19 protein-coding genes are annotated in these 23,880 nt (G+C 70.5%); 13 read left to right on the top strand and 6 right to left on the bottom strand.

The window, feature by feature from the left end; genetic code table 11:
• The first annotated feature begins 112 nt into the window (after positions 1-112).
• From CDN99_RS09385 to CDN99_RS09375, 3 genes are all read left to right on the top strand, one after another.
• A complete protein-coding gene (locus tag CDN99_RS09385; protein WP_088384593.1) occupies positions 113-634 on the top strand; it encodes a DUF6622 family protein in 522 nt (173 codons plus the stop codon).
• 104 nt (positions 635-738) lie between these two features.
• Positions 739-1,863, top strand: a complete 1,125-nt coding sequence (locus tag CDN99_RS09380) for a sensor histidine kinase (RefSeq protein ID WP_238139443.1) — start codon at positions 739-741, stop codon at positions 1,861-1,863.
• Between the two features lie 92 nt (positions 1,864-1,955).
• Entirely contained in the window at positions 1,956-2,774 is an 819-nt protein-coding gene (locus CDN99_RS09375) for a LytR/AlgR family response regulator transcription factor (RefSeq protein WP_088384592.1), read from the top strand.
• Between the two features lie 57 nt (positions 2,775-2,831).
• Here CDN99_RS09375 and CDN99_RS09370 read toward each other — a convergent pair whose 3' ends face one another.
• A complete protein-coding gene (locus CDN99_RS09370) occupies positions 2,832-6,362 on the bottom strand; it encodes an Ig-like domain-containing protein (protein WP_238139442.1) in 3,531 nt (1,176 codons plus the stop codon).
• A 185-nt stretch (positions 6,363-6,547) separates the two neighbouring features.
• Between CDN99_RS09370 and CDN99_RS09360 the strand changes: the two genes are divergently transcribed.
• Positions 6,548-8,389: a glutamine--tRNA ligase/YqeY domain fusion protein gene (locus CDN99_RS09360; RefSeq protein ID WP_088384589.1), complete on the top strand. Its 1,842-nt coding sequence runs from the start codon at positions 6,548-6,550 to the stop codon at positions 8,387-8,389.
• A 153-nt stretch (positions 8,390-8,542) separates the two neighbouring features.
• On the opposite strand, the gene CDN99_RS09355 is transcribed toward CDN99_RS09360, so the two are convergent.
• Positions 8,543-10,291, bottom strand: a complete 1,749-nt coding sequence (locus tag CDN99_RS09355; RefSeq protein ID WP_088384588.1) for an Ig-like domain-containing protein — start codon at positions 10,289-10,291, stop codon at positions 8,543-8,545.
• 407 nt (positions 10,292-10,698) lie between these two features.
• On the opposite strand from CDN99_RS09355, the gene CDN99_RS09350 reads away from it, so the two are divergent.
• The 7 genes from CDN99_RS09350 (at position 10,699) to CDN99_RS09320 (ending at position 19,563) form a co-directional block, all read left to right on the top strand.
• Entirely contained in the window at positions 10,699-11,967 is a 1,269-nt protein-coding gene (locus tag CDN99_RS09350; protein ID WP_088384587.1) for an efflux RND transporter periplasmic adaptor subunit, read from the top strand.
• Positions 11,968-12,060: 93 nt separating this feature from the next.
• Complete coding sequence (locus CDN99_RS09345; RefSeq protein WP_088384586.1) at positions 12,061-12,783, top strand: ABC transporter ATP-binding protein; 723 nt, start codon at positions 12,061-12,063, stop codon at positions 12,781-12,783.
• A gap of 24 nt (positions 12,784-12,807) precedes the next feature.
• Complete coding sequence (locus CDN99_RS09340) at positions 12,808-14,136, top strand: TolC family outer membrane protein (RefSeq protein WP_088384585.1); 1,329 nt, start codon at positions 12,808-12,810, stop codon at positions 14,134-14,136.
• A 13-nt stretch (positions 14,137-14,149) separates the two neighbouring features.
• Positions 14,150-15,463, top strand: coding sequence for an ABC transporter permease (locus CDN99_RS09335; protein WP_088384584.1), 1,314 nt, complete (start codon positions 14,150-14,152; stop codon positions 15,461-15,463).
• Positions 15,464-15,473: 10 nt separating this feature from the next.
• Positions 15,474-16,706 (top strand): ABC transporter permease, encoded by a 1,233-nt coding sequence (locus CDN99_RS09330; RefSeq protein WP_088384583.1) that lies wholly within the window; start codon positions 15,474-15,476, stop codon positions 16,704-16,706.
• A gap of 134 nt (positions 16,707-16,840) precedes the next feature.
• On the top strand, positions 16,841-18,181 hold the full coding sequence (locus CDN99_RS09325) for a sigma-54-dependent transcriptional regulator (RefSeq protein WP_088384582.1): 1,341 nt from the start codon (positions 16,841-16,843) through the stop codon (positions 18,179-18,181).
• On the top strand, positions 18,181-19,563 hold the full coding sequence (locus CDN99_RS09320) for a sensor histidine kinase (RefSeq protein WP_088384581.1): 1,383 nt from the start codon (positions 18,181-18,183) through the stop codon (positions 19,561-19,563). Before CDN99_RS09325 ends, CDN99_RS09320 begins: the two co-directional genes overlap by 1 nt.
• A gap of 3 nt (positions 19,564-19,566) precedes the next feature.
• On the opposite strand, the gene CDN99_RS09315 is transcribed toward CDN99_RS09320, so the two are convergent.
• Positions 19,567-19,812, bottom strand: a complete 246-nt coding sequence (locus CDN99_RS09315; protein WP_088384580.1) for a DUF3297 family protein — start codon at positions 19,810-19,812, stop codon at positions 19,567-19,569.
• 70 nt (positions 19,813-19,882) lie between these two features.
• On the opposite strand from CDN99_RS09315, the gene CDN99_RS09310 reads away from it, so the two are divergent.
• The gene (locus CDN99_RS09310; RefSeq protein WP_238139441.1) at positions 19,883-20,497 is read left to right on the top strand and encodes a DinB family protein; all 615 of its coding nucleotides are present in this window, start codon (positions 19,883-19,885) and stop codon (positions 20,495-20,497) included.
• Here the strand turns inward: CDN99_RS09310 and CDN99_RS09305 are convergent.
• Positions 20,479-20,727 carry a hypothetical protein gene (locus CDN99_RS09305; RefSeq protein ID WP_238139440.1) on the bottom strand — a complete coding sequence of 83 codons (249 nt, stop codon included), beginning with the start codon at positions 20,725-20,727 and terminating at the stop codon, positions 20,479-20,481. The genes CDN99_RS09310 and CDN99_RS09305 overlap by 19 nt on opposite strands.
• Before the next feature lie 204 nt (positions 20,728-20,931).
• On the opposite strand from CDN99_RS09305, the gene CDN99_RS09300 reads away from it, so the two are divergent.
• Positions 20,932-21,213: a hypothetical protein gene (locus tag CDN99_RS09300; RefSeq protein WP_088384579.1), complete on the top strand. Its 282-nt coding sequence runs from the start codon at positions 20,932-20,934 to the stop codon at positions 21,211-21,213.
• 22 nt (positions 21,214-21,235) lie between these two features.
• Here the strand turns inward: CDN99_RS09300 and CDN99_RS09295 are convergent, their stop codons facing one another.
• Both CDN99_RS09295 and CDN99_RS09290 read right to left on the bottom strand, forming a co-directional pair.
• Complete coding sequence (locus CDN99_RS09295) at positions 21,236-21,580, bottom strand: translation initiation factor Sui1 (RefSeq protein ID WP_088384578.1); 345 nt, start codon at positions 21,578-21,580, stop codon at positions 21,236-21,238.
• Between the two features lie 23 nt (positions 21,581-21,603).
• Positions 21,604-23,880 (bottom strand): alpha/beta fold hydrolase, encoded by a 2,277-nt coding sequence (locus CDN99_RS09290; protein WP_158218797.1) that lies wholly within the window; start codon positions 23,878-23,880, stop codon positions 21,604-21,606.

Below are 23,880 nucleotides of genomic sequence, written 5' to 3'. Positions count from 1 at the left end.
CGGAGCGCTTCGTCGCAGCCCGCTGGCCGCGCCGGCGCGAGATCGCGACAGTCGCGTCCATGCCGGGCCCCAAAGCGACTCGGCGCCCCGCCCCAACCGACCGGAGCCCGCCATGCACCACCCCTCCCTCCTCGACATCCTCGGCCACATCCCCCTCTTCGTCTGGGGCATCCTCGCCTTCATCCTGGTGATGGGCCTGAGGCAGACCCGGACCACCGCGATGACCGCCCGGCGCCTGATGATCCTGCCGCTGGCGTGGTTCTGCTTCGGCGCCTGGGGCGTGGACAGCGCTTTCGGCCTGGTCAGCGCGGCCGGCCTGGCCTGGGTGCTGGGCCTGGCCGGCGGCGTCGCCGCGGTGCGGGCGCTGAAGTGGCCCGGCAACGCGCGCTTCGACGACGCGACGCAGCGTTTCGTCGTGCCCGGCAGCTGGGTGCCGCTGGGCCTGATGCTGGGCATCTTCACGCTGAAGTTCGCCTCCGGCATGAGCCTGGCGCTGCATCCCGAGATCGCCCGCCACCTGAGCTTCGCCGTCGGATCGAGTGCCGTGTTCGGCCTGTTCAGCGGCGCCTTCCTCGGCCGGTCGATCAACATCCTCGGCGCCCGCCCCCGGGCCCTCGCCGCGGTGGCCGCCTGATCCAGCCGGTGCCATCAGCGATGATCGCCCCCCACGCCCACTGCCCGCGCCCCGACCCCACGGTCGCTCCGCATCCGCCCCTCGCCGCCCCTTCCGATCCCGCCATGACCACCGCCGACCTCCTGCCCCTGCCCTCGCCCCTGCGCTGGCTGCTCCGGCAGGCGACCATCGTGATCCTCCTCACCGTGGTCATCTCGCTGGGCCTGGTGGCGGTGTTCAACCAGTCCCTCGGCCCGACGCTGATCTACTGCTTCTTCATCTCGCTGTTCTGCAGCGCCAGCATCAACCTGCTGCGCTACGCGCTGGGATGGCTGCGGCACCAGGTTCGGCGCCGTCTCGGCGCCGCCGTCCGCGCGAGCGACGAATGGACCGGCTGGCCGGGTTGGCCGCTGATGATCGTCACCCTGGTGCTGGGCACGTTGATCGGCTACAGCCTCGGGGTGGAGGCCGCCAACTTCTTCACCGGCATGCGCGAGCAGAGCCTGCTGTCCAGCCCGCTGCGCCGCGTGCTGAGCGTGATGGTGATCTCGCTGATCCCGGGCTTCGGCGCCACCTTCTTCTTCCTCTACCAGAGCCGCATGGCCGACGTGGAGGCCCACGCCGAGACGCTGCGCCGCCAGGCCGCCGAGACCCAGCTGAGGCTGCTCGAATCGCAGTTGGAGCCGCACATGCTGTTCAACACGCTCGCCAACCTGCGCGTGCTGATCGGCATGGACCCGGCCCGGGCGCAGACGATGCTCGACCACCTGATCGCCTTCCTGCGCGCCACGCTGGCCGGATCGCGCGCCGAGCGCCATCCGCTGCAAGACGAGTTCGCCCGCATCGCCGACTATCTGGCGCTGATGCAGGTGCGGATGGGCGCGCGGCTGCGTTTCGACTTCGACCTGCCGGAGACGCTGGCCGATGTGACCGTGCCGCCGCTGCTGCTGCAGCCGCTGGTGGAGAACGCCATCAAGCACGGCCTGGAAGCCCACGTCGGCGGCGGCACGCTGCGGGTGCGGGCGGCGCGGGACGGGGACGATCTGCTGCTCGACGTCGAGGACAACGGCGCCGGCTTCGATCCGTCCGCGGTGCCCACGCCGGGCGGCGGTTTCGGGACGACGCAGGTGCGCGAGCGCCTGGCCGTCGCCTGCGGTCCCGACGCCCGGCTGGAGATCCGTCGGCGCGAAGGCGGCGGTACGCTGGCGCGGATCCGGATGCCCGTGCCAGCCCCGGCTCCGGCGGCCTGACCGCGCCCCGCGCCCCGCTCGCCTGACGACTCGCGCTTGACCCTTCACGCCCCCAAGCCCTACGCCACCCCACCCTGCCAGGAGGATCTGGAATGCCCACCGCCCTGATCGCCGAAGACGAAGAACTGCTGGCCGCGCATCTGCGGCAGGAACTGAAGGCGCTGTGGCCCGCGCTGGAGGTGGTCGCAATGGCCACGCATGGCGAGGAGGCGATCACGCTGGCGCTGAGGCATCGACCGGAAGTTTGCTTCTTCGACATCCGCATGCCGGGGATGACCGGGCTGGAGGCCGCGGCGCAACTCGCCGACGAGTGGCCGGACGGGGAGCCCTTCCCCTTGCTGGTCTTCGTGACCGCCTACGACCAGTTCGCGCTCCAGGCGTTCGAGCGGGCCGCGGTCGACTACGTACTCAAGCCGGTGCAGCGTGAGCGACTGGCGCAGACGGTCGACCGGCTACGGACGGCGCTCGCGGGGCGGCAGACACCGCCGGCGGCGCTGGAGTCGGCGATCGAGCAATTGCGGGGGCTGCTAGGCGTGAGCGGCGCGACGGCTGGCGTCGATTCAAGCGTCTCATCCGGCACGACGGCGCCGCTGCGCCATCTGCAGGTCGGGGTCGGCGACGCCATCGTCCTCGTGCCGCTGGACGAGATCGTTTACATGGAAGCGGCGGACAAGTACGTCCGCGTGCTGACCGCCGATCAGGAATACCTGGTGCGGATCTCGCTGCGCGAGTTGCTCCCGCAACTCGACGCTCAGCGTTTCTGGCAGGTGCATCGCGGTCACATCGTGCACGTCGACGCCATCGACCGAGTGCACCGTGACGAGGCCGGCAAGCTGACGCTCCGGCTGCACCGCCGGCCGGAACGGCTGGCGGTGAGCAGGATGTACGGTCACCTTTTCAAGGCGATGTGAACCGCCGACCGGCGCACGCCGGCCGCGGGAGGTCTCAATGCACCGTAGCCAAGGCGTTCAGATCACGAAGGTCCCGCCGGTGGCCAGCAGGATCTGCAACTCGGTGCCCTGCGCGGCGCTGACGAGGATCCGGTGGTCGTAGCCGCCCGCGCTGTTGTCGGGGTAGGTCTGTCCCAGCCCGTCCTTGTCAATCCACAGCGAGATCGTCCCGTCCGCCAACACCTCCTTGCGGAAGTAGCGGGCGAGACTCGCCGCCTGGCTGGTGTCCAGCGTGGTGAAGGCACTGTCGGTGATCTCGATCACATCGCCCTGTTGCTTGTCGTAGCCGTGAATCCAGTCGATCTTGCTTGAAGTCGACATGCTGGAGAAGACAAAGTGATCGGCGTTGGCACTGCCGAACAGGTGGTCGGTCTTATCCACCGTCGCGAAGGCGGTCCAGTTGTGGCGCACGGGATCCAGTTGTGAGGTCACGAGGTTCATGTCTGGTGGTGACGCGAAGTACCTTGTTTCAAGCGCGTGGGCCACCAGGCCATTCGACGGACCGGATCCGCTCAAGGACACGAAAGCCGCGTTGCCGGCGGTATCGATCGCCAGCGCCATGTAGATGTCATTCGCGCCGTCGAACCATGCCCCGCGGTCCGTGCCGGCGAGAACGATCAGACTCTTCGACGCCGTGGCATTGGCAAGATAGCTCTGTGCCGTGCCATCGTTCATGGTGCCCACCGGCACCAGTGCGATCTGCACGTCCTCGTTCGACCGGAATGTCCAACCGAACGCCATGTCTTGATTCTTCAGCATCCAGAGGCCGGTCACCATCGGAGCGGTGCGATCGACCGTCACTTGCACGGCCGTCTCGGCGCTCCAGTTGCCCGCCACGTCCTGCTGGCGGATCCGGACCTCGTGCTGGCCTTCGCTCAGCCCGCTCAATGACAGGTTCCTTCCTACGCCGGCATGGTCGCCCGCCTCCCCGTCGATTCGGTAGCGCCAACTTGCACCGTCCTCCAGACCCCACTGCAGCACCGTGTCCGCGCTGACGCGGGAACTCTCGTAGAAGTTGGTACCGTCGCCGCGCAAGGCCGCGAAGCGATCGCGGGCCGGACTTGCCAGGGTCACCGTGGGCAACGGGGACGAGGTGTCCAGCGTGAAGTCCAGTTGCGCCAGCGGACTGACATTGCCTGCGCCATCGGTCTGCTGCACGCGGACTGTCTTGAGCCCGTCCGAGCCAAATGCAGAAGCCGCGATGCCATTGCCGGTGCCGTCGATCCAATGCACGCCGTCCAGGCTGTACTTCCAGCTCGCTCCGGCCGCCAGGCCCGACACGCCGATCCGTGCGTCACTCGTGACGCGGTCGGTGGCGCTGACGCCGGTGTCGCGCGTCAGCGCCAGTTCCGGCGCCGCCGCACTGCGGGCCACGTGAAGATCGATGGCGGTGTCCGCACTATTTCCTGCCACGTCGCTTACCCGGACCTCGACGCGATGCGCGCCCTCCACGTTCAGCGCCGCGTCGACGATCTCGCCGTTGCTGCCACCGGCCACCCAGTCGCCACCATCGATCCGATAGCTCCAGGTCGCATCCGCCGCCACGCCGCTGACGGCCAACGTGCCGTCCCGCGTGATCCGATCGCCGCGCAGGCCGGTGTCGTTGACAAGCTCCACGACCGCAGGCGCGGGCGCCGTGCGGTCGAGGACGAACTCCAGTGCCGACTCGGCCTGGTTGCCCGCCAGGTCGGTCACACGGACCTCGACGCGATGCGCGCCTTCCACGTTCAGCGCCGCGTCGACGATCTCGCCGCCGTTGCCACCGGCCACCCAGCCGCCGCCGTCGATCCGGTAGCTCCAGGTCGCGTCCGCCGCCACGCCGCTGACGGCCAGCGTGCCGTCCCGCGTGATCCGGTCGCCGCGCAGGCCGGTGTCGTTGACGAGCGCCACGACCGCTGGCGCGGGCGCCGTGCGGTCCAGCACGAACTCCAGCGCCGACTCGGCCTGGTTACCCGCCACGTCGCTCACACGGACCTCGACGCGATGCGCGCCCTCCACGTTCAGCGCCGCGTCGACGATCTTGCCGCTGCTGCCACCGGACACCCAGTCACCACCATCGATCCGGTAGCTCCAGGTCGCGTCCGCCGCCACGCCGCTGACGGCCAACGTGCCGTCCTGCGTGATCCGATCGCCGCGCAGGCCAGTGTCGTTGACGAGTTCCACGACTGCAGGCGCAGGCGCCGTGCGGTCCAACACGAACTCCAGTGCCGACTGGGCCTGGTTGCCCGCCACGTCGCTCACCCGGACCTCGACGCGATGCGCGCCTTCCACGTTCAGCGCCGCGTCGGCGATTTCGCCGCCGCTGCCACCGGCCACCCAGTCGCCGCCGTCGATCCGGTAGCTCCAGGTCGCGTCCGCCGCCACGCCGCTGACGGCCAGCGTGCCGTCCTGCGTGATCCGGTCACCGCTCAGGCCGGTGTCGTTGGCAAGCGCCACGACGGCAGGCGCGGGTGCCGTGCGGTCCAGCACGAACTCCAGCGCCGACTCGGCCTGGTTGCCGGCAGCGTCGGTCTGGCGGATATCCACGCGGTGTGCTCCATCTGCCGTGCCGTCAAACGCACGCCCTTCGACACGGCTGCCCTCACCGCGCCGCCACTCTCCGCCATCGATGCGGAAATCCCAGATCGCCGCCGGTTCCAGGCCGGTGATCGTCAAGGTCGGATCATGGGTGATCCGGTCGCCTTCGATGCCAGTGTCCTGCGCCAGCTGGGTCAAGGGCGCGGAGACCTCCGTGTCCAACAAGAACACCAGATCCTTCGGCAGGCTGCGAACGCCCGAGGCGCTGATCTGGACGACCTGCAGGGCCTTGCCGCCATCTCCGCCCAGCCCCTCTGGGGTCAGCGCCGAGCCCCGACCCGCGAGCCAGGTTTCGCCTCCATTCAGCGAGTACTCCCACCGCGCGCCCGTCTCCAGAGCGCCCACGCGCACCTCGCCCGATGCCCCGAGGAGGTTGGGGTGCAGTGCGCCCGGCGCATGCAGCGTCAAGGTGGGCGAAGCCGGCTGGTGCGGCGGATCGACGTCGGGCTTGCTGCCCTCTTCAGGCTTCGTGCCGGTATCGGGCTTGGTGCCGGTATCGGGCTTGGTGCCGGTATCGGGCTTCGTGCCGGTGTCAGGCTTCGTACCGGTGTCCGGTTTCAGGTCCGTCTCGCCTTCCGGCTTGGGCTTGGGCGCCGTTGGCGCGTCCTCGCTGGATCCCGACGAAAGGAAGACCGCCGATCCCGCTGCCAGCGTGGCCCCGAACAACCAGGTCAGCATCGCCGCGACGGACTTCTCGGTGGACCGCCCGTCCTTTTCCGTCGATCCGTCACCGGCGGGGGCCGTGTCTCCGGCCGCGGGCAGTTGGGCGCTCGTCGTCGGATCCGGTGACGGCGGGGCCGCCTCGGCGGCCGCCGGCGGCTGCGTGGGTGCTTCGTCGATGTCGGGAGTCGCCTCCTCATCGGACTCGAAAGCATGTCCGCGAGCTCTCGCCACCGCATCAATGGCCGAGACCGGGACCGGCGAGTCGTTGTCACCGAGGGTTCGGTTCGGAGTGGTGCTGGGATGCTTCATGCCGGGGCCTTCGCTTATCAAGTACAAAATCTCGTAGTTTTCAGGGCGCCGGCCACTCGTTCCATCGCCGCTTTCAGTCATTTGTGCTGACGCCTTTGGCCGATTCAGGGGGCGCGCTCCCTAGAACGCGAAGGCCGTGTCTCCCCACGTAGAATCTGCGGCCTCCTTCGAGAATCCATCCATCGATGTCCAGCCACGACAAGACCGCCGGCGCTCACGCGTCCGACAAGACGGACGCCAGCGTCGTCAAGCCCAGCAACTTCCTGCGCGCCATCATCGAGCGCGACCTGGAACAGGGCTTCCAGCCGGCGCGCCACTTCGGCGGCAGCCCCGGCGACGCGGCGCACCACGCCGCCGGGCCGCTGGACCCCGCGAAGATCCGCACCCGCTTCCCGCCCGAACCCAACGGCTACCTGCACATCGGCCACGCCAAGAGCATCTGCCTGAACTTCGGCCTGGCGCGCGACTACGGCGGCATCTGCCACCTGCGCTTCGACGACACCAACCCGGAGAAGGAAGAGCAGGAGTACGTCGACGCCATCAAGGAAATGGTGGCGTGGCTGGGCTGGACCTGGGACAGCCCCGAGGCCGGTGACGGCGCGGGCGGCACCACCAGCCACCTCTTCTACGCCAGCAACTATTTCGACTTCATGTACCGCGCCGCCGAGTACCTGGTGTCGCAGGGCCTGGCCTATGTCGACGAGCAGACCCCCGAGGCGATGCGCGCCAACCGCGGCGACTTCTCGACGCCCGGCACGGACAGCCCGTTCCGCGGCCGCTCGCCCGAAGAGAACCTGACCCGCCTGCGCGAGATGCGCGACGGCCAGCACCCGGACGGCGCGATGGTGCTGCGCGCCAGGATCGACATGGCGTCGCCCAACATCAACATGCGCGACCCGGCGCTGTACCGCATCCGCCGCGCGACGCACCACAACACCGGAGACAAGTGGTGCATCTACCCGATGTACACCTACGCGCATCCGATCGAGGACGCGCTGGAGTGCATCACCCACAGCGTCTGCACGCTGGAGTTCGAAGACCAGCGCCCGTTCTACGACTGGCTGCTGGAGCGCCTGGCCGAGGGCGGCCTGCTGGCCCGTCCGCTGCCGCACCAGTACGAGTTCGGCCGGCTGAACCTGAGCTACGTCGTGACCTCCAAGCGCAAGCTGCGCCAACTGGTCCAGGAGGGCCACGTCGACGGCTGGGACGACCCCCGCATGCCCACGCTGGTCGGCATGCGCCGCCGCGGCTACACGCCGGAGTCGATCCGCGCGATGGTGGAGAGCACCGGCGCGTCCAAGACCAACGCCTGGATCGATTACGCGGTGCTGGACGGCTACCTGCGCGCCGACCTCGAAGGCAAGGCCGCGCGCGCGATGGCCGTGCTGGACCCGGTGCCGCTGAAGCTGGGCAACTACGCGGACATCTTCGGCTCGATCGAGCACCGCGAGCCGTGCTCGGCGCCCGCCCATCCGCATGTGCCTGAACTCGGCCAGCGCCAGTTCAGCCTCGGCCCCGAGCTGTGGATCGAGCGCGAGGACTTCATGGAAGTCCCGTCCAAGGGCTATCACCGCCTGTTCCCTGGCAACAAGGCGCGCCTGAAGTATGGCTACGTGATCGAGTGCACCGGTTGCGAGAAGGATGCCGACGGCAACATCACCGCGGTCCTGGCCAACCTGGTGCCCGACACCAAGAGCGGCACGCCGGGCGCGGACGCGGTCAAGGTCAAGGGCGTGATCACCTGGGTGGGCGCGCATGAAGGCATCGCCACCGAGCTGCGCCTGTACGACCGGCTGTTCACCGAGGCCCAGCCCGACGCGGGCGACCGCAACTTCCTGGAGTTGCTGAACCCAGACGCCAAGCGCGTCGTGCGTGGCTACCTGGAGCCGTCGTTGAAGGACACCCCGCCGGATACCAAGGTGCAGTTCGAGCGCCACGGCTACTTCGTCGCGGATCGCGTCGACCATCGCGCCCAGTCGCCGGTGTTCAACAAGATCACGGGCCTGAGGGACAGCTTCGGGAAGTGATCCGCATCGGCACCCGCGGCCGCACGCGACGTCGCGTGCGGCCGCCGGATGACTGCATCGACGAGAGGCCCCGAGGGGCCTCTCGTCATTGCCGCGTGATGCCGTGCGATGCCATGCGACCTGGCCCCGTGCGGCCGCGCGGGGGGCGCCCGCTCAGACCGGCAACACCGCGCCGGCCGGATGCGGTTCCGGCGCCAATCCCAACGTCAGCGTCCCCGGCGGCACGGTGTCCAGCGTGAACTGCAGCACCGCGGACTGGCTTCGATTGCCCGCTGCGTCCCATTGCTCGACCTCGACGGTGCGCCTGCCGTTGATGCCGAGGAAGGCCGAGGCGGGGATTTCGTTCGTGGATGCCTCCCACCACTGGCTCGCGCCATCGATGCGATAGCGCAGCCTCACGCCCGGCTCCAGGGCATCCACGACCACCGTCGCATCGTTCGTGATGTCGTCGGTGGCATTGCGCCCGGTATCGCGCTTCAGGCGGGGCGCCGGGGCCGCCGGCGGCGTCGTGTCGAGCACGAACGAGAACAGCGGCGCCTCGGGGCCGACGTTGCCCGCCGCATCTTCCTGCCGGACGCGCACGTGCCATTCACCGTCATGCGTGAACAGGTCGGCGGTGTCGGGCATGAGGTCCGAGGTGACCCAGGTCACGCCGTCGTCGGTGCTGATCGACCAGCGCGCGTCCGGATCGAGCCCGCTGACGATCAGGCCAGGTTCGTTGGTGAGGCCGTCGCTGGCCGATCCGGTGTCCTGATCGAGCCGGACGCCCGGCGCGCCGGTCGGCGCCACCGTGTCCGTCCTGAAGTGGAGCTCGGCCTCGGCGCTTTCATTGCCGGCCTTGTCGCGAGAGACGACGCGCACCAGGTGCTCGCCATCCGCCAGCGCGACGTCCGCCGCGCCGACATCGTGGCCGGCGCCGTGACCGGCCTGCCAGGCCCCGCCGTCCACGCTGAACTTCCAGTCGCCGTCCTGCTCCACGCCATCGACGGCGAAGCTCCAGTCCCGGGTGAGTCCGTCCCCGGCAAGGCCCGTGTCATGGGTCAATCGCGGCGTGGGCCCGGCAGGCGCCGTCTTGTCGAGGGCGAACTCCAGCCACGCGTCGGGGCCGTCGTTGCCGGCCGGATCGGTCTGGTGGACCCGCACCGTCTTGTCGCCATCGGCACCGAACGCGTCGGCGGGAATGTGGTCGCCGGTGCCCTGCGTCCAGGTGGCGCCGTCGTCCCGGCTGTACCACCAGGTCGCGTCGGGATCGAGGTTCCTCACCCATACCGTGCCGTCGTTCGTCAACAGGCGTCCGCCAGGCATCGCAAGGCCGCCGCCCGCCATCATCAGCAAGGTCGGCGCACGCGGGGAATCGGGTTCAGGCATCGCGGGGCCGGGCACGGTGGGCGCGGTGGGCTCCATGGGTGCGGTGGGCTCCGTGGGTGCGGGCGTGAGCGAAGGTCTGGGCCCGGGTGTCGTCGACACAGGCGCCGCGATGCTCGCCGCGGTACTGCCACCCGAGGCGGCGCCGATCCCGAGCAATCCGACCGCCGCCGCCGCGCCTCCCACGGAGAGCCAGCCCGGCGCGGCGCTCGCCGACGCGTCCGGCAGCAGCAGCGGGATCAGGGGCGCGTCATCGCGGTCCTCCGACGCATCCTTCGTGGTCATCGTGGGTGGCGTGGGCGACGAAGGCGTCGTCGCTTGCATCGCCGTCTCGGCCTCCGCGTCGCCCTCGCCGGTCGAGCCCTCCGCGTCGCCGCCACCCCGCCCTCGGCCATTGGGCGAGGCCGCTCGCCACCGCGACGTCCACACGGCCGAGCGATCGCGCCGGCCCGCATCGAAACCCGCCAACGTGGCCCAGCTGTCGATCAACGCGGCCGGCAGCACCAGCGAGTTCATCAGGAATCGGGAGCTGAACATGGTGAATCCAACGAAGTGAAAGGAGCCTCAGTGTTCTCCTCCATCGCGCGTCGGGCACCAGCCGACTCCAGTACACGCGCGCCGATGCCACACGGACTCCAGTAGGCGGACCGACTCGCGTCCGTCAGGGTCGCCGTCCGCTCCCCAGCGCTCCTGCGCCCCCCATCTGCTGCGCCGACTCCCTCGCCTCGCGTTCCGCGGTCCCCGTCGTGCCGCTGTCCGCTGTCCGCTCCGGTTGTCCGGTGCCTGTCCGGCACCTGTCCGGCCGAGTGTCCGCGGACAGTCCGCCTTGCGTCCGCCATGTTCTCAAGCCGTTGATTCGACAGGCATTCCCGGCGATTCCGGGGTTGGCATGGCGCTTGCGATCCATGAGGCCAATCTCACTCGGACAGCCTTCGGACACCCTCATGATTCGCGACACCTCCGGACAGGACCGCCCCGTCACCCGCTCCCCTGGACGCCGCCGCCTGTGGCTGGCGCTGGCCGGCGCGGGGCTGTTGATCGCGGCCTTCGCCGCCGCGCCCGCCGTGAAGCGGATGATGGGCAGCGGCAATTCGGTCAGCCTGCAGCGCCTGGGCGTGGCCACGGTCGAGATCGGCCCGCTGGTGCGCGACATCGCCGGCGAGGGCAAGGTCGTCGCGGCGATGAGCCCGACCGTCTACGCGCTGCACGGCGGCAACCTGGTGCTCAAGGTGAAGGCCGGCGACAAGGTCGCCAAGGGCCAGTTGCTCGGCGAGATCGACAGCCCCGACCTGCGCGCCAAGCTGGCCCAGGAACAGAGCAACGCCGACGCGCTGCGGACCGAGGCGCTGCGCGCCGAGGTCGACGGCCGCGAGCAGCGTGCCTCGCTGCGCTCGGCCTACGAGAACGCGGCCATCGACCTGCAGACCGCCCGCAACGACCTGGCCCGCCAGACCAAGGCCTTCGAGGCCGGCGCCGTCGCCGGCATGCAGGTCGAGAAGGCCCGCGACGCGCTCGAGAAGGCCCGCATCTCCGCGGCCCACGCCGAGGCCGGCCTGGGCCTGAAGGACGACAGCCTGAAGTTCGAGCTGCAAGCCAAGCAGCAAGCGCTGCAACGCCAGACGCTGCTGGTGAAGGACCTGGACCGCCAGGTCGCGGAGTTGGAGCTGCGCTCGCCGGTGGACGGCCAGGTCGGCCAGTTGCTGGTGGCCGAGCGCGCCAACGTCGCCGCCGGCGCCGGCCTGCTGACCGTCGTCGATCTGACGGCGCTGGAAGTGCAGATGCAGGTGCCGGAGAGCTTCGCCCGCGACCTCGCCATCGGCATGCCCGGCGAGATCTCGGGCAACGGCCGCGACTGGCGCGGCCTGGTGAGCTCGGTGTCGCCGGAGGTGGTCAACAACGAGGTCGCCGCGCGCATCCGCTTCGACGGCGCCACCCCCGATCAACTGCGCCAGAACCAGCGCCTGTCGGTGCGCGTGCTGCTCGACAAGCGCGACAAGGTCCTGACCGTCAGCCGCGGCAGCTTCGTCGAGGACGGCGGCGGCCGCTTCGCCTACGTGATCGAGGACGGCCAGGCGGTCAAGCGCCCCATCCGGCTCGGCGCGCAGAGCCTGTCCAAGGTCGAGGTGCTGGAAGGCCTCAAGCCGGGCGACAAGGTCGTCATCTCCGGCGGCTCGGCCTTCGAGAACGTCGAGCGCGCCACGCTCAGCCCCTGATCGCCAGGCGCCCCGCTCCCGTCCCGGCATCCGTCCGATCTCCCAACCGAATCTCCGAATCTCCGATTCCCATTTGCCCCCGCGAGGAACCCCATGCTGAAGATGCAATCGCTCTCCAAGGTCTACCGCACCGAAATGATCGAGACCTACGCCCTGCGCGACTTCAACCTGGAAGTGCGTGAAGGCGAGTTCGTCGCCGTGACCGGCCCGTCGGGCTCCGGCAAGACCACCTTCCTGACCATCGCCGGCCTGCTGGAGGCGTTCAGCGGCGGCCGCTACGAGCTCGACGGCGTCGACGTCAGCGGCATGAACGACACGCAGCGCTCGAAGATGCGCAACGAGAAGATCGGCTTCATCTTCCAGGCCTTCAACCTGATCCCCGACCTGAACGTGCTGGACAACATCGAGGTCCCGCTGCGTTATCGCGGCATGAAGGCCGCCGAGCGCCAGCAGCGCGCCCGCGACGCGCTGGCCCGCGTCGGCCTGTCGGCGCGCGAGCGCCACTACCCCGCCGAGCTGTCCGGCGGCCAGCAGCAGCGCGTGGCGATCGCCCGCGCGCTGGCGGGCAGCCCGCGCCTGCTGCTCGCCGACGAGCCGACCGGCAACCTCGACAGCGCGATGGCGCGCAGCGTGATGGACCTGCTGGAGGAACTGCACCGCGAGGGCGCCACCATCGTCATGGTCACCCACGACCCGCAACTCGCGGCGCGCGCGCAGCGCAACGTGCACGTGATCGACGGACAGGTCGTCGACATCGCGGCCGAGCTGCACATGGACCCGGCGCTGCTGCGCGCGGCCGCCCCGGCATCGGCCTGAGCCCGCCTCCTGCCTTCGGACACCATGAAGCTGCCCTTCCCCTTCCCGCGTGAGCGACGTGCCTCGACGCTCATCGCGGCCGCGCTGCTCTTCGCCGTCGGCGGCCTGCCGATCGCGGCACAGGCCGAGGACCTGATCGAGGTCTATGCGCAGGCCCGCGCCAACGACCCGGTGCTGGCCGCCGCGCGCGCGATCCGCGGCGGGCAGCAGGAGCTGGCCGTCCAGGCCCGCGCCGCGCTGCTGCCGCAGTGGAGCGCGCAGCTCGCCGAGCTGCGCAACCAGAACGACGGCAGCCGCGAGCACCAGCTCACGCACAGCTTGAGCCAGGTGCTGGTCGACCTGAGCCGGCTGCGCAGCTGGGACGCCGCGCAGACGCTGGTCTCGGCCGAGGACGCCCGCGTCCGCGCCGCCGAGGCCAACCTGTGCGCCCGCGTCGCCAGCGCCTATTTCGGCGTGCTGGCGCAGCAGGCGTCGCTGGCGACCGCGCAGGCGATCGAGGACGTCTACGGCCAGCAGGTCGCGCAGGCGCAGTCGCGCTTCGAGGCGCAGCTGTCGGCGTCGCTCGACGTCGAGCAGGCGCGCGCCTATTACGAGCTGGCGCGCGGCAACACGGCGCAGGTGCGGGAGTCGCTGCTCGACGCCCGCCAGGCGCTGGCGCAGATCACCGGCCGCATGCCCGGCGAGCTGCTGCCGCTGACGCCCGACCTGGCGATGCTGATGCCCGACCCGGCCGACCCGGAGGCCTGGGTCGCGCAATCGCTGCGGGACAACCCGGCGCTGCAGGCCGCCGCGCTGGGCGTGACCGCGAGCGACCAGCGCGTGGCCGCGGCGCGCGCCGCGCACCTGCCAACGCTGAGCGTGGGCCTGGACGGCCAGCGCCGCGCCGGCGACGCGCTGGCGCCGCAGGACGCGGGCCGCTACAACGCCGTCGTCGGCCTGAAGCTGACGATCCCGATCTTCTCCGGCGGCGCCATCGAATCCCAGAAGCGCCAAGCCATCTACCAGCGCGAGCAACTGCGCGACGACCTGGAAGGCGCGCGCCGCGCGATGACCCGCGAGACGCAGGCGCAGTACCAGGCGGTGCTGTCGTCGCTGAGCCAGATGCGCACGGCCGGCGCCGCGGTGCAGGCGGCGGAGCGGGCGCTGGCCTCCACGCGCAGCGGGCTGGACCTGGGCGCGCGCACGATGACCGACCTGCTGCTGGCGATCCAGACGCAGAGCAATGCCCGCAACGCCTGGGAGCAGGCGCGGCACCGCTACGTGCTGTCCAAGCTGCTGCTGCAGCAGGCGGCCGGCGCGCTCGGCGAGCCGCAACTGGCCGCCGTCAACACGCTGCTGAGCGCGGCGAAGTAAACAAGGACCCACCATGCTGACCTACTACCTCGAGCTGGGCTTCCGCGCCTTCCGCGCGCACCGCGGGCTGACGGTGCTGATGCTGCTGTCGATCGCGATGGGCGTGGCCGCCTGCATGACGACGCTGACGCTGTTCCACGTCATGTCCGGCGACCCGATCCCGCACAAGAGCGATCGGCTCTTCAACGTCCAGCTCGACGCCGGCCCCAAGCGGGACTGGAAACCCGGCGAGGACCCGGTGCTGCAGCTGACCCGCTTCGACGCCGAATCGCTGCTGCGCGACAAGCGCGGCGTGCACCAGGTCATGATGACCGGCTCGTTCATGGCGATCGATCCGGCCGGCTCCGGCGACGCGGCCCAGCCGCCGTTCTTCGCCCCGGCGCGATTCACGTCGGCCGACTTCTTCGCGATCTTCGAGACGCCCTTCCAGTTCGGCAACGGCTGGACGGCCAAGGACGACGCGGCGGAAGCCCGCGTGGCGGTGATCTCCGGCGAGCTCAACGACCGGCTCTTCGGCGGCGCCGACAGCCGCGGCAAGATGGTGCGGCTGCGCGACAAGGACTTCACCGTCGTCGGCGTCCTCAAGCCGTGGCGCCCCGCGCCGCACTACTTCGACCTGACGCTGGGCTCCTACGCCAAGCCGGCGGACGTTTACATCCCGCTGGCCACCTCCTTCGGGCTGCGCCTGGGCAGCGCGGGCAACATGAACTGCTGGGGCAGCGCCTCCGGACAGGACCTGCGCGCCCTCAACACCCCGTGCGCGTGGCTGCAGTACTGGGTCCAGCTGGACACGCCGCAGCAGGTCGCGGACTACCGCACCTACCTGACGCAGTACTCCGACCAGCAGCGCCAGGCGGGCCGTTTCGAGCGCCCGTCCAACCCGAAGCTGAGCTCGGTGATGACCTGGCTGGAGATGCGCCGGGTCGTGCCCAGCGACATCAAGCTGCAGGTCTGGCTGGCGTTCGGCTTCCTGGTGGTGTGCCTGACCAACACCGTCGGCCTGTTGCTGGCCAAGTGCCTGCGCCGCAGCGGCGAGATCGGCGTGCGCCGCGCGCTGGGCGCGCCACGGCGCCAGATCTTCCTGCAGTTCCTGGTCGAGGCCGGCAGCCTGGGCGTGGCCGGCGGCCTGCTCGGCCTGGGGCTGACCTGGGCGGGCCTGTGGGTGGTGCGGCAGAACCCCGAGGAGTACGCGCAACTGGCGCGGCTGGACTGGCAGATGCTGGCCACGACGCTGGGCGTGTCGCTGCTCGCCAGCCTGCTGGCCGGCCTGCTGCCCGCGTGGCGCGCGTGCCAGATCACGCCGGCCATCCAGCTCAAGACGCAGTAAGGAGACATCCATGGACATCCTTCCCATCCTGTCGACGCTCAAGCGTCACAAGACCGCCGCGGGCCTGATCGTGCTGCAGATCGCGCTGACCTGCGCGATCGTCTGCAACGCGCTCTTCCTGATCTTCCAGCGCGTCGAGCGCATCAACGAACCCACCGGCATGGCCGAGAGCGAGCTGGTGGTGCTGTCGCTGTCCAGCATGGCGCGGGTCGAAAACCCCGAGCCGCAGACGCAGGCCGACCTGGCGGCGCTGAAGCAGGTGCCGGGCGTGGTCTCGGCAAGCCTGACCAACCAGTTCCCGTTCGGCCGCAACAACAACAATTCCGGCGTGCGCCTGACCGCGGACCGGAACACGTCGACCCGCGTCGTGGCCAACCACACCACGGCGGGCCCCGGCTTCATCTCAACGATGGGGCTGCGACTGGCGGAGGGCCGCGACTTCCAGCCCGACGAGTTCGTGATGGGCTCGACGCTGGACGCCAATCCGGACCCGCGCGTGCCGGCGGTGATCGTCAACCAGCGTCTCGCGCAGCGGCTGTTCCCGGGCGAATCGGCACTGGGCAAGGGGATCTACGTCTACGGCAACGAGCCGCAGCGCATCGTGGGCGTGCTGGAGAGCCTGCCGTCGACGAGCCCCGGCTCCCAGGACGAAAGCGACCTGCACACGATGCTGATGCCGGTGCAGCCCAGCTTCCGCGGCGGCACCTTCATGATCCGCGTCGCGCCGGGCGCCGACCCTCAGGCCGTGCTCAAGGCCGCGGGCGAGAAGCTGCTGGGCAACAGCCCCGGCCTGCGCCGGATGGTGCGGGAGCAGGACACCTTCCTCAAGCTGCGTGACGACTACTACCGGCGCGATCGCTCGATGGTGCAGTTGCTGATCGGGGTGTGCGTCGGGCTGCTGGTGGTGACGGCCTTCGGCATCGTCGGGCTGGCCAGCTTCTGGGTGCAGCAGCGCACGCGCATGATCGGCACGCGGCGCGCGCTGGGCGCCACGCGCGGCCAGATCCTGCGGTACTTCCAGACCGAGAACCTGCTGCTCACCACCGTCGGCATCGTGCTGGGCATGGTCGGCGCCTACGGCATCAGCGTGCTGCTGATGCAGCATTACGAGCTGCCGCGGCTGCCGGCCCTGTACCTGCCGCTCGGCGCGCTGGTGCTGTGGACGCTGGGGCAGATCGCGGTGCTGGCGCCCGCGCGCCGCGCCGCCGCGCTGCCGCCGGTGGCCGCGCTGCGAGGCGGCTGACCGCGGTGCCGGCGGGCCCGTCGGCGGACACATCGGCGGGCGCATCGGCGGGCCCGTCGACCCCGCCTTCGCGCCGCCCGATCCCCGGCGGACATCGGTCCTGCCCCCTGTCGCCTTGCTATGCTGCGCAGCCCATGAGAACCGTCCTGATCATCGATGACCATGCCGGCGTCGGCGAGGCGCTGTCGCTGCTGCTCTCGCTGCACGACATCGATCCGCTGTATGCCGCCTCGCCCGACGAGGGCCTGGCGCGGCTGGCCGCGCACCGCGTGGACCTGGTGATCCAGGACATGAATTTCAGCGCCGACACGACCTCGGGCGAGGAAGGCCGCGCGCTGTTCCAGCAGATCCGCGAGCGCCACCCCGACCTGCCCATCATCCTGCTGACCGCGTGGACGCAGCTGGAGCAGGCGGTGGCGCTGGTCAAGGCCGGCGCCGCCGACTACCTGGCCAAGCCCTGGGACGACGCGAAGCTGCTGGCCACGGTGGAGAACCTGCTGGAGCTGGGTGAAAGCGGCCGCGAGTTGCGCCGCAGCCGGCACGAGCAACGCCAGCGCCTGGACACGCTGCGGCAGCGCTACCGGCTCGACGGCCTGGTGGTGGAATCACCGGCGCTGCTGCGCTGCCTGGAGCTGGCCTGCCAGGTGGCCCGCTCCGCCGCGCCGGTGCTGGTGACGGGCCCGAACGGCAGCGGCAAGGAGCGGATCGCGGCCATCGTGCACGGCAACTCCTCGGTCGCGGACGGCCCGTTCGTCGCCGTCAACTGCGGCGCGCTGCCGGGCGACCTGATCGAAGCCGAGCTCTTCGGCGCGGAGAGCGGCGCCTTCACCGGTGCCGCGCGGGCGCGCGAAGGCCGCTTCGAAAGCGCCGACGGCGGCACGCTGTTCCTCGACGAGATCGGCAACCTGCCGCTGGCCGGCCAGGTGAAGCTGCTGCGCGTGCTGGAGACCGGCCGCTTCGAGCGGCTCGGCTCCAGCCGCACGCGGCAGACCACGGTGCGGGTCATCTCCGCGACCAACGCCGACCTGCGCGCGATGGTGCGGGCCGGGACCTTCCGCGAGGACCTGTACTACCGCCTGAACGTCATCGAGGTCGCCTTGCCGGGCCTGGCCGATCGGCCGCAGGACATCCTGCCGCTGGCCGAGCATTTTCTGGCAGGCCGCGCGATCCTGAGCGACGGCGCGCGCGACGCGCTGATGGCGCATGCGTGGCCGGGCAACGTCCGCGAGCTGAAGAACGCGATCGAGCGGGCCGCGCTGCTGGCCAACGGCCACTCGATCGGCGAGCAGGACCTCGCGCTGCCTGCCGCGGCCGCGCATTCCGGCGCGCTGCGCAACCTCGACGAACCCAGCCGCGACACGGTCGTGGCCGCGCTGGAGGCGGCATCCGGCGTCGTCAGCCGCGCGGCGCAGGCGCTGGGCCTGTCGCGCCAGGCGCTGTACCGGCGCATGGAACGTTACGGCCTGGACGCCTGATGGAAGCGTGGCCGGGCACCAGGCGCTGGCGCCGCTCGTTGCGGCTGCGGCTGACGCTGTTCCTGATCATGGCCGCGGTGGCCGGACTGCTGATCCACGCCGGCCTGACGACGTGGCCGCTGCCGGCGCTGCTGACCGCCGTGGGGCGCGAGGTGCCCGCGTACTGGAGCGTCGAAATGCTGGCGCTGACCTTCGTGCTGATCGTGCCGCTCGCGCTGGGCATGGCCAGCGTGCTGCTGGCGCCGCTGACGCGCCTGCTGCGCGCGCTGGAGAGCACGGTGCTGAGCTATCGCGACGGCGAGTTCGGCAGCGCCATCGCCGCCGACCCGCCCGGCGGCCTGTCGGAGCTGGCGGACCTGATGCAACTGCACAGCGAGCTGGGCCTGGCCTTGCGCGAGCAGCGCCACCACCTCGCGCAACGGGAGCTGCTGCTGGACACGGTGGTGCAGAACACCCCGGTGGCATTGATCCTGACCGACCCGCTGGAGCGCATCGCCTACGCCAACATCGCCGCGCGGCAGTTGCTCGACCAGGGCCGCAGCCTGGCCGGCCGGGGACTCGACGAAGTCCTGGAGGCGGGCCCCGACGACATGCGCCAGGCCTTCGCCGGCGCGCAGGACGGCTTGTTCAGCGTGGTGCTGGAGGGGCAGGAAGAGCGTTTCCACCTCTCGATGCGCGACTTCCGGCTGCAGGGCCAGCCGCACCGGTTGCGACTGCTCAGGCGCATGACCCGCGAGCTGTCGCGACAGGAGGTCGCGAGCTGGAAACGCGTCATCCGCGTCATCAGCCATGAGCTGAACAACTCGCTCGCGCCGATCTCGTCGCTCGCACACAGCGGCGCCGAGCTGGCGCGCCGCGGCCAGTTCGAGCGCGTGCCCGGCGTCTTCGCCAGCATCGGCGAGCGCGCTCAGCACCTGCACGGATTCCTGTCCGGCTACGCACGTTTCGCCAAGCTGCCCGCGCCGGTGCTCGCGCCAGTGGCCTGGCGCGCCTTCATCGACTCGCTGGGCGCGCACTACGGCTTCGCCGTGGACGGTGAGCTGCCGGCGGTGCCGGGCCGTTTCGACCCGGCGCAGATGGAGCAGGCGCTCATCAACCTGCTGAAGAACGCGCACGAGTCCGGCGGCCAGCCGGAAGACGTGAGCGTGGCCGTCACTGCCCCTCGCGACGACTGGCGGATCGAGGTCCGCGACCGCGGCCCCGGCATGACCGAGACGCAACTGTCGCAGGCCTTGCTGCCGTTCTATTCGACCAAGCGCAGCGGCAGCGGCCTGGGCCTGGCGCTGGCGCGCGAAATCGCGGAGGCGCATGGCGGCCGCATCGCGATGGGCAATCGCGAGGGCGGCGGACTCTGGGTCGCGGTCAGTTGGCCGCGCGCCTGAGCATCACTTGTAGAAGGCTTCCACCTTCCCCTTGAGCTTGATCATCAACGGCTGGCCCTTGCGATCGACGGTCTTGCCGGCGGGCACCTTGATCCAGCCTTCGCTGACGCAGTACTCCTCGACGTCCCGGCGCTCCTTGCCGTTGAACAGGATGCCGATGTCGTGTTCGAACACGGCCGCCACGTGATGCGGGCTGCGCGGGTCGACGGACAGGTGGTCAGGCAGGTCGGGGCGGGAGGTATCGCTCATGAACGTATCGCGGTGAGAGTATTCGGAAACCGCGCATTGTCTCGCAGACGTCCGCTCTAACATCGGCCGCATGACCGCCGCCGCCTCCAACGCCCCCTACCCCGCCAACTCAGCCTCCAGCCGATCGGCGATCGACGCCGTCACGCTTGAGACGCTGGCCGCGTTCCCCCGTCAACTCGAAGCGCATTTCGCGCTCTTCCCCGAGGAGGCGCGGCATTGGGCGCCGCCTTCTTGGGCGGGTGTCCCGAGCGAGGCGCTGACCGCGATCGAGCAGCTCTGCCACGTGCGCGACATCGAGATCGACGGGTATCAACAGCGGATCCGTCGGATCTTGAGCGAGGACGACCCGTTGCTGCCGTCGCTGGACACCGACGCGCTGGTGCTGGAGCGCCGGTACGGGGAGGATGATCCCGTGGCGGCGCTGGCGGCGTTCGCCGAGGCCAGGCGAGAGACGCTGCGGCTGCTGGCGACGATCACGCCGGAGCAGTTGGGTCGACGGGCGCGATTCGAGGGATATGGGCCGCTGACCTTCAAGGCCTTGATCCACTACCTGTGCAGCCACGACCAGCAGCATCTGGCGGGGCTGCAATGGGTGCTAGGCCAGTACGATGCCGCGCGCGCCGATGCCGCTGGGCCAGCGGACGAGAGCGCCGCGGCCGCGGCCGCTCAGCCGTCGCAGCGCTGAACCACCGGCGTCGCGTACTCGTGCCCCACGACGGCGCGAGCAAAAAGATAGTTCTCTCGCGCCTGTTCGCTGAGCTGATCGATGGCGACCTGCCCATGTTCATCGCAGGGGAAGGACAGGCCCCGCCCCGCATGAAACAGCGACTCGAATCGCAGCAGGAATCGATCGCAGCAATGGCCGGCGCGCAGGGGTGTTTCGGCGTGGAGGGCGCTGAACTGGGACGGACTCATGACGGGCTCCGGGCCCGCGGGAGGTCGGGCCGACGGAGCAACCTTAGACCCGTGCCCGCGGCCTCGCGCGTGCAAACGTCGCGCTTTCCGCGACTGTTTCCAGCCCCTCCCCGCGCCTGCGTGTCGATCGCCTGGAATGCACGGCCGGGCCGCGCAAGGCACCGCGCTTGCCTCGTGACGGGCATGCCACTTCACAAGCCTGGCTTGCCGCCTTCCATCGCGGATCCCAAGGAGGATCGCTACGGCTTCGACCTCACGGAGGCCGACCTGCAGATCCTGGGCGCGATGCCGTTCGACCCCTCGCGGGTGAGCGTCCTGACGCTCGCCACCATGGCTCGGCTGCAGCGCCTGGGTTACGTGGAAAAGGCTGCCGACTCCGGCGCCTGGCGGCTGACCGCGAAGGGCGAGATGACGAAGCGGCTGGCGCGGCGCGGGCCGCGTCAGGGCGTAGGACGGGGCCGCGAGACGACCTCCGACAACGGCTAGTGCGGCAAGACCGGCGCGGGCCTCAGCCCCCCGCCTTCTTCGGCGCGAAACCGGCCTGCGTCAACCACGCCATCACCTTGTCCAGATGATCGCCCTGGATCTCGATCGTGCCGTCCTTGACGGTGCCGCCGGTCCCGCAGGCGGCCTTCAGCTTCTTGGCGGCGTCGGTGAGTTCCGCGGCCGTCATCGGCAGCCCGAGCACCACCGTCACGCCCTTGCCCTTGCGGCCCGCCGTCTCGCGGCGCACCCGCACCTTGCCGTCGCCCAGCACGGCCGAAGCGGCCAGCGCCTTGCAACGGCAATCGGCTTGCGCCTGCCTGCATTGCGGGCATACGCGCCCACCCTGCGTCGAATAAACCAGCGCCATGTCGTTCTCCGGGTTCCCGCCGATCAGGGCGCCAGGCTGCGCGCGAAGAACGCGTCGATGGTGCGGTAGAGGTGGAGCTTGGGCCCGCGTCCCGCGATGCCGTGCGCCTTGCCGGGATAGATCATGAGCTCGAACGGCGCCGCCTGGTTCTGCAGCGCCTCGGCCAGTCGCAACGTGTGCTCGAACAACACGTTGTCATCGGCAGTGCCGTGGATCACCAGCAGCGGCTTGCTCAACTGGTCCGCGCGCAGCACCAGGTTGGCCTGGCGATACGGCGCGGTCTGTCCGCCCTGCCCGTCCTGCGGCATGCCGAGGTAGCGCTCGGTGTAGGCCGTGTCGTAGAGCGTCCAGTCGGTCGGCGGCGCGCCAGCGACGGCGGCGGCGAAGGGCGTGTCGGTGTCCAGCATGGCCCGCACCGCCAGGAAGCCGCCGTAGGACCAGCCGAAGAAGCCGATGCGCTTCGGATCGACCCCCGTCACGCGCTGCGGCAGTTGACGGACCGCCGCGAACAGGTCGGCCGCGTCGACGACGCCGAAGGCATGGCGATGCGCCCGCGTGAACTCCCGATCGCGGTTCTGCATGCCGCGCGTGTCCAGCGTGAAGACGCCGTAGCCGCGGCGCTGCCAGTAGGCGATCAGCGCGGTGTCGCGGCTCCAGTTCCAGTTGGTCAGGCCGATGCCGGGACCGCCGTAGGCCATCGTGATCACCGCGTGCGGACCGGCCTTGCCGTCCAGCGGCGCGAAGTACAGCGCGTTGAGCGGCGTGCGGCCGTCGGCGGCGACGATCTCCACCACCTCCGGCCTGGGCACGATGCGCGCCAGCAGCGGATCGGGCGCGTCGCCCGGCAGCGCCACCGCCGCGGCGCCCGGCTTGACCGACTGCAGCGACAGCGCGGGCGGCTCGCCCCAGGCACCGCGCGTCACCAGCAGTTGCGCGCAATCGCCGTCGCCGCGCGCGTCACGCCATTGGCGCGGCTGGGCGCCGTCGAGCGGCCGGGCATGGCCTTGCAGATCGATCGCGAACAGCTCCCGCGTGCGACCGCGGTCCCGCGCCGCCGCATAGACCACGGTCTTGCCGTCGCTGCAGACGCGATGGGCGACGGGCTCCGGCTCGTTCGTCAGCGGACGGCGCTCCCCAGTGCGGCGGTCCACCAGCACCAGCTGGCGGCGGCCGGACGATTCACTCGACCACAGCAGCGCCGGCTGGCCGGACAAGGTCAAGCCGTCGATCTCCAGCAGGTCGTCGTGCACCTCGACCCACGCCGGGTCGCGCTCGTCGATGACGACGCGGCCCGCGCCGGTGCCGTTCGCGTACTCCGTCAGCGCGAGACGGCGTTGATCGCGCGTCAGCCATTGCAGCCAGGGCGTGCCGTCGCCGAACCAGCCGGCGCGCGCGATGTATTCGGCATCGGCGGCCAACGGCAGCGGCGTCGCGCGGCCGTCGGCGATCTGCAGCGTCCAGGCGGTGACGCGGGCGTTGTGCTCGCCGGCGCCCGGATACCGCTGCTGGGTCATCGTCGTGCGGTCGGCAAAGATCTGAGCGCGCGTCTTGACCGGCACCTCGCTCTCGTCGACCTGCAGCGCGAGCAGGCGCTGGCCGTCCGGCGACCACCAGTAGCCGCGCTGGCGGCTCAGCTCCTCGGCCGCGATGAACTCGGCCAGGCCCCAGTAGCGCGTCTCGGTCGCGCCGCGCGTCAGCGCGCGGGCGGCGCCGCCGTCCAGCGGCTGTACCCACAGGTCGCCGCCCTTCACGTAGGCGATCTGGCGGCCGTCGGGCGAGCAGGTCGGGTCCTGCTCCGGCACCTGCTCGTCATTCGTGAGGCGCTGCGCCTTCGGGCCTTGCTCGGTCAGCCGCACCAGGTAGAGATCGCCCGACAGCGGGAACAGCAACGTCTTGCCGGACGGGCCGCACCACTGGTAGCTGGTGATGCCGCCCTGCGTGATGCGCTTGCGCTCGAGCGCCATGCGCTCCGCCTCCGTCAGTTGCTGGCTGCGACCGCCGAGCACCTCCGCCGCCGACACCAGCTTGCGCGGCGCGCCGCCGGCCGCGGGCTGGGCCCAGAGCTCCAGTTGATCGCTGTCCGTCGCCGAGGGGCGCAGGTAGCTGACCCAGGCGCCATCGGGCGAGATCTCGGCCTGCCGCGTCAGGCGGCCTTGCAGCGGCGGTTCGCCGAAGACGCGCTCCAGCGTCAGCGGCGTGACATCTTGAACGGGCGCGGTGGGCGTGGCGGCCGGCGACAGCGCCGGCAGCAGCGCGGCGGCGAGCGCCGCCAGGCGCGTGGTCAGGGTGGAGGCAGTCAT

The organism is Roseateles aquatilis (assembly GCF_002205645.1).
GTDB classification, from domain to species: Bacteria; Pseudomonadota; Gammaproteobacteria; order Burkholderiales; family Burkholderiaceae_C; genus Roseateles; species Roseateles aquatilis.
Note: the sequence above shows the minus strand (reverse complement) of the source record. Positions and strands in the feature narration are given on the sequence as shown.

Bases quoted from the DNA above. Each gene is read 5' to 3' on its own strand.
- CDN99_RS09375 (WP_088384592.1), top strand. From the start codon at position 1,956: ATGCCCACCGCCCTGATCGCCGAAGACGAAGAACTGCTGGCCGCGCAT.
- CDN99_RS09325 (WP_088384582.1), top strand. From the start codon at position 16,841: ATGAGAACCGTCCTGATCATCGATGACCATGCCGGCGTCGGCGAGGCG.
- CDN99_RS09370 (WP_238139442.1), bottom strand. From the start codon at position 6,362: ATGAAGCATCCCAGCACCACTCCGAACCGAACCCTCGGTGACAACGAC.
- CDN99_RS09330 (WP_088384583.1), top strand. From the start codon at position 15,474: ATGGACATCCTTCCCATCCTGTCGACGCTCAAGCGTCACAAGACCGCC.
- CDN99_RS09340 (WP_088384585.1), top strand. From the start codon at position 12,808: ATGAAGCTGCCCTTCCCCTTCCCGCGTGAGCGACGTGCCTCGACGCTC.
- CDN99_RS09315 (WP_088384580.1), bottom strand. From the start codon at position 19,812: ATGAGCGATACCTCCCGCCCCGACCTGCCTGACCACCTGTCCGTCGAC.
- CDN99_RS09290 (WP_158218797.1), bottom strand. From the start codon at position 23,880: ATGACTGCCTCCACCCTGACCACGCGCCTGGCGGCGCTCGCCGCCGCG.
- CDN99_RS09320 (WP_088384581.1), top strand. From the start codon at position 18,181: ATGGAAGCGTGGCCGGGCACCAGGCGCTGGCGCCGCTCGTTGCGGCTG.
- CDN99_RS09350 (WP_088384587.1), top strand. From the start codon at position 10,699: ATGATTCGCGACACCTCCGGACAGGACCGCCCCGTCACCCGCTCCCCT.
- CDN99_RS09385 (WP_088384593.1), top strand. From the start codon at position 113: ATGCACCACCCCTCCCTCCTCGACATCCTCGGCCACATCCCCCTCTTC.
- CDN99_RS09345 (WP_088384586.1), top strand. From the start codon at position 12,061: ATGCTGAAGATGCAATCGCTCTCCAAGGTCTACCGCACCGAAATGATC.
- CDN99_RS09335 (WP_088384584.1), top strand. From the start codon at position 14,150: ATGCTGACCTACTACCTCGAGCTGGGCTTCCGCGCCTTCCGCGCGCAC.
- CDN99_RS09295 (WP_088384578.1), bottom strand. From the start codon at position 21,580: ATGGCGCTGGTTTATTCGACGCAGGGTGGGCGCGTATGCCCGCAATGC.
- CDN99_RS09380 (WP_238139443.1), top strand. From the start codon at position 739: ATGACCACCGCCGACCTCCTGCCCCTGCCCTCGCCCCTGCGCTGGCTG.
- CDN99_RS09360 (WP_088384589.1), top strand. From the start codon at position 6,548: ATGTCCAGCCACGACAAGACCGCCGGCGCTCACGCGTCCGACAAGACG.
- CDN99_RS09310 (WP_238139441.1), top strand. From the start codon at position 19,883: ATGACCGCCGCCGCCTCCAACGCCCCCTACCCCGCCAACTCAGCCTCC.
- CDN99_RS09355 (WP_088384588.1), bottom strand. From the start codon at position 10,291: ATGTTCAGCTCCCGATTCCTGATGAACTCGCTGGTGCTGCCGGCCGCG.
- CDN99_RS09305 (WP_238139440.1), bottom strand. From the start codon at position 20,727: ATGAGTCCGTCCCAGTTCAGCGCCCTCCACGCCGAAACACCCCTGCGC.